The sequence below is a fragment of the Sphingomonas sp. P3_C6 genome (assembly GCF_056402595.1).
In genome coordinates this window covers 111,727-121,163 of record NZ_JBFUHB010000013.1, presented here as the reverse complement: position 1 = coordinate 121,163, position 9,437 = coordinate 111,727, and the positions used below count along the sequence as shown (strand labels likewise).

Sequence of the window (9,437 nt, the reverse complement as noted above, 5' to 3'; positions counted from 1 at the left end):
CGGGTGATCAGGGCGCACTGGACCATCGAGAACCAGCAGCATTGGTTGCTCGACGTCGCCTTCGGGGAAGATCGCATCCACACTCGATCCGACCACTGCGCCGAAAACCTTGCCCTGCTACGCCGGCTCGCCCTCAACCTGCTCCAGCACGATCCTGCCAAACTCTCCATCCGCGCCAAAATCAAACGCGCTGGCTGGAGCAATGGATACCTCTCATCGCTTCTCGCTCAAATGCGATAGCCCTGCCCACAAGGGGAGAGGGAGAAAGTGCCCCTGCATTTCCGCAGCCTCGTTCTGCAGCGCCACAAGGGTTGAGGTAATTTCCGGGTGGGAGCATAGGGCCTGCATGGCCAAGACCACGCTGAAATCGCTGTCGGACGCGCTTGCCGCCCGGCTGACCAAGGGCGCACTTCCAGGGGAATTGCAGGGGTTCGGCAAGGCCGAGCAGGCGGAGGCAGCCGCCTTCGTCGCCGCCACCGCGGAGACTCGGCCGCCGGGCAGGCCGGCGCTCGCGCTGGAGCCGATCGCCGGGTCCGAACCGCGCCGCCTGATGCGGCTTGCCATCGTCAATGACGACATGCCGTTCCTGGTCGATTCGATCGCCGCGACGATCGGCGCGAAGAACATCGTGATCGACCGGATCATCCACCCGGTGCTGAGCGTCACCCGCGATTCGGCCGGCCTGCTCACCAGCGTCGGCGGGGCCAGCGGCGAAGGCGGCGCGCCGGAATCGATGATCTATATCGAGATGGAGCGCGCCGATTCGCGCGAGCGGCGCGACCTGCTCTCCGCGCTCGAACATAATCTGGCCGATGTGCGTTCGGCCGTGGCCGACTGGGCGCCGATGCAGGCGCGCATGGCCGCCGACGCGGAGGCGCTTGGCACGAGCGAGGGCGGCGAGTTGCTGTTGTGGTTCCTCGACCGCAACTTCACGCTGCTCGGCCATGAATTGTGGCAGGGCAAGGCCGAGAAGCCGCTCGGCATCGCGCGCAACCCGCACGGCGTGCCGATCCTGGCCGAGGCGTCGCGCACGCTGGCGATGAACTGGTTCGAGAAGGGCGGCGAGGCCCCTCTCCTGCTCAAGTCCAACCAGATTTCCGGCGTGCACCGCCATGTGCCGCTCGACCTGGTGCTGTTGCCGATCCGCGCGGGCAAGAAGGTCACCGGCCTGTCGATCCATGCCGGGCTGTGGACCAGCGCCGCGCTCAACGCGCCGCCGCAGGAGGTGCCGGTGCTGCGCGCCCGCCTCGCCGCGCTGGAGGCGAAGTTCGGTTTCGACCCCAAGGGGCATACCGGCAAGGCGCTGACCCATGCGCTCGCCTCGCTGCCGCACGACCTGATCACCGCGTTCGACGTCGCCTCACTGGAGAATGTCGCGCTGACCGCGATGTCGCTGGCGGATCGGCCGCGGCCGGCTTTGGTGCTGGTGCGCTCGATCCTGGGCCGGCACCTGTTCGCATTCGTGTGGCTGCCGCGCGACGACCTCACCACCGCGCGGCGCGTCGCGATCGGCGAGATGCTGGCCGAGGCGGCGAATGGCGGGCTGCTCAACTGGGCGATCGCGATGGAGGGCAGCGTGGTCGCGCAGATCCGCTACACCATCGATCTGCGCGGCGAGGGCGTGATGCCCGACGCGGCGGCGCTCGACGCGCGGATCGCGCGCATGGTGCGCGGCTGGGTGCCGGCGGTCGAGGCGGCGTTGGCCGAGGCGGTCGAGCCGGCGCGCGCGACGCGGCTCGCGCTGCGCCATGCGGCGACCTTCCCGCAAGGCTATCGCACCGCGGCGAGCGCGGAAGAGGCGGCGCGCGACATCCTGCGGCTCGCCCGGCTCGATACCGCCGACGCCCGCTCGGTGCGGCTGTACCGCGATGCGAAGGGCGCGACGCGGCTGAAGGTCTATCGCACCGGCGGCGCGCTGGCGCTGTCGGATGCGGTGCCGGTGCTGGAGAATTTCGGTTTCCGCGTGATCGAGGAAGTGCCGACCGCGCTGAACGACGACGCGCAAGGGTTCGTGCACGAGTTCCTGGTCGAGAGCGCCAATCCGGCGCGGGGCGACCCGGCCGTGCTGGAAGGCGCGATCGCGGCGGTGCTGGAGAGCCAGGCCGAGAATGATGCGTTCAACCGGCTGATCGTCGATGCGGGCATGGCGCCGGCATCGGTGGTGCTGTTCCGCGCCTGGTTCCGCTATCTGCGCCAGGCTGGCCTGCCCTATTCCCTCGTTACCGTGGTCGATGCGCTGCGCCGTGCGCCCAAGGTCGCGGCCGGGCTGATCGAGCGCTTCGCCGCCGCGCATGATCCGGCACGCAAGGCCAAGCCGGAGGCGATCCAGGCGGCCGATGCGGCGATCGATGCGGGCCTCGATGCCGTCTCCGCGATCGACGACGACCGTATCCTGCGCGCGCTGCGTAACGTGATCGCGGCGACGCTGCGCACCAACGCCTTCGCGCCCGCGGGCCAGGCGGCGCTGGCGTTCAAACTCGACAGCCACCTGATCCCCGGCCTGCCGGCGCCCGTGCCGTGGCGCGAGATCTGGGTCTATTCGCCGCGGGTGGAGGGCATCCATCTGCGCGCCGGCCCCGTCGCGCGTGGCGGCCTGCGCTGGTCCGACCGCCGCGACGACTTCCGCACCGAGATCCTCGGCCTGATGAAGGCGCAGCGCGTGAAGAATGCGGTGATCGTGCCGACCGGCGCCAAGGGCGGTTTTTATCCCAAGCAGTTGCCGCCCGTCTCCAACCGCGATGCGTGGCTGGCCGAGGGCACCGAGAGTTACCGGGTGTTCATCCGCTCGCTGCTGTCGATCACCGACAATATCGTCGAGGGCAAGGTGGTGCACCCGGCGGGCGTGATCGTGCATGACGGCGACGACCCCTATTTCGTCGTCGCCGCCGACAAGGGCACCGCGACCTTCTCCGACGTGGCGAACGCCATCGCGCTCGACCATGGTTTCTGGCTGGGCGATGCCTTCGCCTCGGGCGGATCGGTCGGGTATGATCACAAGGCGATGGCGATCACCGCGCGCGGCGCCTGGGTCTCGGTCCAGCGGCACTTCGCGGAGCGCGGCGTCGATGTGCAGAGCGAGTCGATCCGCGTGGTCGGCTGCGGCGACATGTCGGGCGACGTGTTCGGCAACGGCATGCTGCTGTCCAAGGCGTTGAAGATCGTCGCGGCGTTCGACCATCGGCATATCTTCCTCGATCCCGATCCCGATCCCGCGGCGAGTTGGGAGGAGCGCGCGCGCATGTTCGCGCTGCCGCGGTCGAGTTGGGCGGACTACAACCCGTCGTTGATCTCCAGGGGCGGCGGCGTGTTCCCGCGGACCGACAAGACGATCAAATTGTCGAAGCAGGTCCGCGCGGCGCTCGGCATCGATGCGAGCGAGATGGAGCCGGGCGCGCTGATCTCGGCGATCCTGAAGGCGCCGGTCGACCTGATCTGGTTCGGCGGCATCGGCACCTATGTGAAGGCGGCGTCGGAGAACAACATCCAGGTCGGCGATCCGGCCAACGACCGGCTGCGCATCAATGCGGAGGAAATCCGCGCCACCGCGATCGGCGAAGGCGCGAACCTGGGCGTCACCCAGGCCGGCCGCATCGCGTTCGCGGCGCATGGTGGGCGGATCAACACCGACTTCATCGACAATTCGGCCGGCGTCGATTGTTCGGATAATGAGGTCAACATCAAGATCGCGCTCAACCGCGAGATGATCGAGGGCCGGCTTGCGTATGACAAGCGCAACACCTTCCTCGCCAGCATGACCGACGACGTCGCGCATCTGGTGCTGGAGGATAACCGGCTCCAGACGCTCGGCCTGTCGATCATGGAGAATGACGGCGCGCGGTCGGTGCCGAGTTATGTGCGGCTGATCGAGATCTTCGAGGCATCGGGCAATCTCGACCGCGCGGTCGAGGGGCTTGCCTCGAACGACGACCTGCTGCGCCGCGCGCAGGAGGGCCATGGACTGACCCGGCCCGAACTGGCCGTGCTGCTGGCGACCGCCAAATTGTCGCTTCAGGCGGCGATCGAGCATGGCACGCTCGGGCTCGATCCCGATCTGGCGCCCGATCTCCAGGCGGCCTTCCCGCCAGCGATGCGCAAGAAGTTCGCCAAGGCGATCGACGACCATCGGCTGCGCGGCGAGATCGTCGCGACCAAGCTGGCCAACCGCATCGTCAACCGGCTTGGCGTGCTCCACCCGTTCGAGCTGGCCGAGGAGGAAGGCGCGGCGATGAGCGACATCGCGTCGATGTTCGTGGTCGCCGAGCGGCTGTTCGGCCTGCCCGCACTCTGGGCCGAGATCGAGACGGCGGTGATGCCGGAGGCGGCGCGCATCGCGCTGTTCGAGGAAGTGGCGGTGGCGACCCGCTCGCAGATCGCCGACCTGCTGCGCGTCAACCGGTCGGGCACCGGCCCGGGCGCTGCGCTGGCGCGGCTGGCCAAGGGCACCGCGCAGCTCGACAAGCAGACCAAGGCGCTGCTGCTCGAGGAAGCGAGTGCGCAGAGCGGCCGTATCGCCGCCACGCTGGAGGAAGCGGGTGCGCCGAGGAAGCTGGTGCAGAAGGTGGTGCGCCTGTTCGAGCTGGACGGCGCGGTCGGACTTGCCGATCTCGGCGAGCGGCTCGGGCTGGACGAAGTGGTGCTGACCCGGGCCTTCACCCGACTCGGCCAGGCGCTGGGGCTCGACTGGGCGCAGGCCAATGCGGCGCGCATCTCGTCGAGCGATCCGTGGGAGCGGCTGCTCATCGCGGGGCTCGCGCGCGATTTCCAGCAGTTGCGGCTCGAATTCCTCGGCCGCGGCGCGGGCGACCCGCAGGCGCTGGTCGAGACATGGCTCGCCGCCAATGCAGGGCGCGTTGCCCAGTTCAAGTCGGTGGTGGAGCGTGCCCGGCACGCGCCGGCGCCGAATGCGGCGATGCTGGCGCAGATCGCCGGACAGGCGCGGGTGTTGCTCGGACGGTAGGGGAAGGCGCGGCGCCGGGTCGGCTTATGTGCGCAGGAACAGCCAACTGATGAGCAGCGCCCAGCAGACGAGGCTTACCGGCACGGCATAGACCAGACCGTGGACGGCGCCGCCATGATCAGGGTCGGGCCGGGTGGTGCGGAACAGGGCGTGCCGGCGCTGGGACATTTCATCGCTCTCCCGCGCTGAAATCTAGCCGGAGAGACTATTCTGCCCCATTAAGGGGAAATACTGCGGGACAATGTCAGGCGTGGCCCGCGCCCATGCGCAGGGCCTGGACGCCGCGTACCCGGAAGGCCGGCACGTCGGCGCTGGCGAGCCAGGCGCTGGCCTTGTCGACAAAGGCCGGGGTCGCGGTTTCGCCGGCGCGCTTCAGCCAGTCGATCGCCTCTTCGGTCTTGCCCACCGCGCCGAGCATGCGGGCATGGTTGAAGCAGGCGCGGAAATCCCCGCCGCGCGCCGCGCGGGCATAGCAGCGCGCCGCCCTGGCCATGTCGCGCGGCACGACCCAGCCATCCTCGTGGAAGCTTCCGACGAAGTTGATCGCCTTGGCATTGCCCAGCTTTGCGGCGCGCTGGAACCAGTCGAACGCGGCGGCCTTGTCCTCCGCCACGCCCTGACCGAGCGCTAGCAGGGTCGCGTAATTATACATGCCCCAGTCGAGCCCGCGCTCGGCGGCGATGCGGTAGCATTCGGCTGCCCTGGTCTTGTCCGGCGCCGTGCCCCAGCCGAGATCGTAGCAGCGCCCGACCATGTTGATCGCCATCAGGTGGTGCTGCGCCGCCGCCCGGGTGAACCAGGCGAGCGCGGCGGGTTGGTCCCTGGCCACGCCGGCACCGTCAAGCAGCATCTGCCCGTAGATCGCCTGCGCCTCGGCCAGCCCCGCCTCGGCCGCCGCACGGACAAACGCCGCGCGCTCTTCGGGAGAACCCGAGAGGCGCGCGGCGATGTCGTCTGGGGTGAGGCTATTCAAATCCTCCTCCGGCGCCGGGAGAGATTGGACGACGCCGTCCGTCACTGACGCAAGGTCAGCGTGGCGAAGGCCGAGCGGCCGGCGGCGATCGCCGCGTAATGCGAGGTATAGGCCTGGTTGAAATAGGTCTTGTCGGTCAGGTTCTGCACATTCACCGACACTTCGACCGCGCGCGAGAAACGGTAGGAAGCGCGGGCATCGAAGCGCCAATATTCCGGGACCATGCGATAGAGGACCTTGGTCGCCGGGGTTACGGTCACGACGCCGGCCGTGGTCTGCGATGCCGTGCGATTGTCGGCATAACCGCCGAACACACGGCTGGTGTAGAAGGCGCCACCGCCCAGCGAGAAGCCCTTGACCGGCTCGACCGTGGTCCAGACGGTGAAGCTGTCGCGTGCCGTCTGGGTCGCCTGCTTACCGGTGTTGACCGATACCACCTGCACCGTCGTCGCCGCCGCCGGACCGTTGGCGGCGACCGCCAGCGCGGTGAAGCCGCCATCGACGATCTTCGGATCGAGATGGGTATAGCCGCCGAAGATCGTCCAGCCTGGCAGAATCTGGCCACTGGCGTTGAACTCGACGCCGCGGATGCGACGCTTGCCGATGAACTCGATGGTGTTGCCCGGACCGGTGACGCGGGCATTGTCCGTGTCGGTCTGGAAAGCGGCGACGTTCAGCGCGAGCTTGCCGTCGAGCAGGTTCGCCTTGGCGCCGACCTCATAGGACTTGGTCTTTTCGACCTTCAGCGAATCGAGCAAGGCCAGGTTTGCCGCACTGTTGGTCGTTGGAATGCCGTTCGCTTCCTGCCCTTCGCCGAGCAGGCTGTTCGGCGGTGTCGCCGCCGTGGCGTAGGAGGCATAGAGGCTGGTCGTTTCCGTCGGCTTGAACACCAGGCCGGCCTGCCAGTTGAACAGATTGTCCTGGCGTTTGAGTTGATAGGTCTGAGTGGCCGCATAAGGCTGGCCCGGCGTCAGGATCGAGGTGAACCGATCATAGCGCGCACCGAGATTCAGGATCAGCGATGGCAGCAGCGTGATCGAATCGAAGGCATAGACGCTCTGGGTGCGCGCATCGTTCTGCGTCTCTTCGATCGGGATCGTTTTCACGATCGGCGAGGTCACCCCCGAGGTGTCGCTGGCATAGTTGACCCAGGGATCGTTCGGGTTCGGATTGAAGATGCTGGTACAATAATAGCGCGAGACCGACGCCGTATTGCAGCGGGGCGAAATGGTCGAGCCGTTCGACAGGATCTCGGTGCCGTTCGCGTTGAGATAGCCACGCGTGACGAACGTCCCGCGCCGCGCCTTCTCCCAGGACAGTTCCGCGCCGACCGAAATGCTGTGCTTGATGCTGCCGGTATTGAACGTGCCGTACAGATCCGTCTGGTTCACCATGCTCTGCGAATAGCCGTAGCGCGTATTGGACCGGCGCCACACATAGCCGCCCGTCACCAGATCGCCGCGAAGCGCGGCCGGGCTGCCAGCTGCGGGCGGCGTGGCCGAGGTACCATAGACGTTACCGGTGCTGTCGTCCGGCAGCAGGAAGATATAGGCCTGATCATTGTGGGTGAAGCGCGAGGTGTTGCGCAGTGTCAGGCCGCCGAAATCATGCTCGACGCGGATCGTCGCCTGGTCAGTCGTCGCATCGCGGAAATCGCGATCGACGAGACCGTAATAGGTCGAGCGATCGACCACACCGGTCGCACCGCCGATCGTCGTAATACGGCCGATCGCAGGCGTGGTGTAGATGTTGCCGGTGCCGGGTGCGTTACCGATCGTATACAGGAACGGAATGCCGCTGTCCGGCAGCTCATGGCTGGTCAGGTGGTAATAGGAAACGGTCATCCGGGTCGGCGTGCCGAGACCAATAGTGACCGACGGCGCCACGCCCCAGCGGCGCTGCCAGATCGCGTCGCGTCCGGCGACATCCTGATCGTGCCACATGCCTTCGATGCGGAAGGCGATCGTGTCGTTGAGCTTGTAATTCGCATCGATCGTCGCACGCTTGTAGTCGGCCGTGCCATAGCTCGCGCTTGCCGTGACGAAGTTCCGGTCGACCGGCAGCTTCGAGACGATGTTGATCGCTCCGCCCGCGCTGCTGCGGCCGCCGAGTGTCGAGTCCGAGCCGCGCACGACCTGGATCTCCTCGACCGAGAACACTTCGCGGGTCTGTGCGGCAAGGTCGCGAACACCGTCGACATAGGTCGAGCCCTGGCTGTCGAAGCCGCGGATGAAGGGACGATCGCCGATTGGGTTGCCGCCCTCTGCGGCGCCGAAAGTGATGCCGGGCACGGTACGCAGCGCGTCCTGCAGGCTGGCCGAGCCGGTCTGCTCGATTACTTCCTTGGGCAGGATAACGATCGACTTTGGGGTGTTGACCGGCGCCGCGACCTGCTTCGGCGCCCGCTCGCGCGCGCCGGTGACGAGCACGTCTTCACGATCCTGATCGTCGGTGTCGCCGGCGGTACCGGGGTTGGGACCATCGACGGCAATCGCAGGGCTGGCGGCAAAGGCGCCGACGCAGGAGAGAGCCAGGAAGGCCGGCTTTGCAATGGGCGTGCGTCGAGCGGTGCTGGTAGTGCGCAATTTCGATCCCCTTTGGTGTTGGCGCCCGGCTATTGCGAGTAACTATCATTGTCAACGCTATTGAGAGTAGTTCTCATGGTCATTGCGCATATTGGCGCGCCGCGCACGCTGCCGCGGTTGACCCAGTGCCCCATGACCTCTATCCGACAGACTTCCTTGGGGAGTAGCTACCTGCTTCGAGCAGGGCCTTCGTCAACATACTCGAACCCGGCTGTTGCCCGGATCGTGGCGACGGCAGCGGCGCATGCGCCAGCCCGGCAAGACCAACGATGTGACACCTTTCTCGGGCCAGAGGTGACTCCACATCGTTCGTCGACGGCCTCGGGAAGATATGATGACTGGTATCCTTACGCTGGGCGGCCTTGGCCTCAGCCTGTCGGTCGATGCGTTCGCCGCAGCAATCGGCAAAGGTGCGGAGAGCGGCGCCGGCGAACGTTCTACGCGGTGGCGCGACGCCCTGCGCATCGGCGTCATCTTCGGCTTCTTCGAGGCGATCACGCCGGCGATCGGCTGGGCGGTCGGCCTGGTGCTCAGCGCCTGGATCGCCGAAGTGGATCACTGGGTGGCCTTCGCCCTGCTGGGCGGCGTCGGCCTTCACATGCTCTGGCAGGCGAGCAGGCCCGCCGAGGAGACCGAAGCGGATCAGCCGAACAAGCCCCATGGCCTGCTCAGCCTGGCCGCGACGGCGATCGCGACCAGCATCGATGCGACGGCGGTGGGCGTGAGCCTTGCCTTTCTGGACATCAATATCGTCACTGCCTGTCTGGTGATCGGCGGCGTCACGACGGTGGTGGCCACCATCGGCGTGCTGATCGGCAAGCATGTCGGTGCTTTCCTGGGCCGCTATGCCGAGGTGCTCGGCGGGCTGACGCTGATCGGGATCGGGAGTTTGATACTGTACACGCATCTGACGGCGTGAGGG

Annotated in this window: 6 protein-coding genes; 3 read left to right on the top strand and 3 right to left on the bottom strand. The window is 67.1% G+C overall.

Going from position 1 to position 9,437, the window contains the following annotated elements; translation table 11 throughout:
* The coding region (locus tag AC1DT7_RS14195; protein ID WP_478036687.1) for a transposase at window positions 1-240 on the top strand (240 nt) is incomplete at its 5' end.
* A gap of 106 nt (window positions 241-346) precedes the next feature.
* Entirely contained in the window at window positions 347-4,957 is a 4,611-nt protein-coding gene (locus tag AC1DT7_RS14190) for an NAD-glutamate dehydrogenase (protein WP_478036686.1), read from the top strand.
* 24 nt (window positions 4,958-4,981) lie between these two features.
* Here the strand turns inward: AC1DT7_RS14190 and AC1DT7_RS14185 are convergent, their stop codons facing one another.
* The 3 genes from AC1DT7_RS14185 to AC1DT7_RS14175 all read right to left on the bottom strand — a co-directional run bounded on the left by AC1DT7_RS14185 (window position 4,982) and on the right by AC1DT7_RS14175 (window position 8,515).
* Window positions 4,982-5,125, bottom strand: coding sequence for a hypothetical protein (locus AC1DT7_RS14185; protein ID WP_478036685.1), 144 nt, complete (start codon window positions 5,123-5,125; stop codon window positions 4,982-4,984).
* 76 nt (window positions 5,126-5,201) lie between these two features.
* Window positions 5,202-5,930 carry a tetratricopeptide repeat protein gene (locus AC1DT7_RS14180; protein ID WP_478036684.1) on the bottom strand — a complete coding sequence of 243 codons (729 nt, stop codon included), beginning with the start codon at window positions 5,928-5,930 and terminating at the stop codon, window positions 5,202-5,204.
* A 41-nt stretch (window positions 5,931-5,971) separates the two neighbouring features.
* On the bottom strand, window positions 5,972-8,515 hold the full coding sequence (locus AC1DT7_RS14175) for a TonB-dependent receptor (RefSeq protein ID WP_478036683.1): 2,544 nt from the start codon (window positions 8,513-8,515) through the stop codon (window positions 5,972-5,974).
* Window positions 8,516-8,849: 334 nt separating this feature from the next.
* On the opposite strand from AC1DT7_RS14175, the gene AC1DT7_RS14170 reads away from it, so the two are divergent.
* The gene (locus AC1DT7_RS14170; RefSeq protein WP_478036682.1) at window positions 8,850-9,434 is read left to right on the top strand and encodes a manganese efflux pump MntP; all 585 of its coding nucleotides are present in this window, start codon (window positions 8,850-8,852) and stop codon (window positions 9,432-9,434) included.
* Window positions 9,435-9,437: the final 3 nt, after the last annotated feature.

Coding starts and splice junctions, on each gene's coding strand:
- AC1DT7_RS14185 (WP_478036685.1), bottom strand. CDS start 5,125: ATGTCCCAGCGCCGGCACGCCCTGTTCCGCACCACCCGGCCCGACCCT.
- AC1DT7_RS14190 (WP_478036686.1), top strand. CDS start 347: ATGGCCAAGACCACGCTGAAATCGCTGTCGGACGCGCTTGCCGCCCGG.
- AC1DT7_RS14170 (WP_478036682.1), top strand. CDS start 8,850: ATGACTGGTATCCTTACGCTGGGCGGCCTTGGCCTCAGCCTGTCGGTC.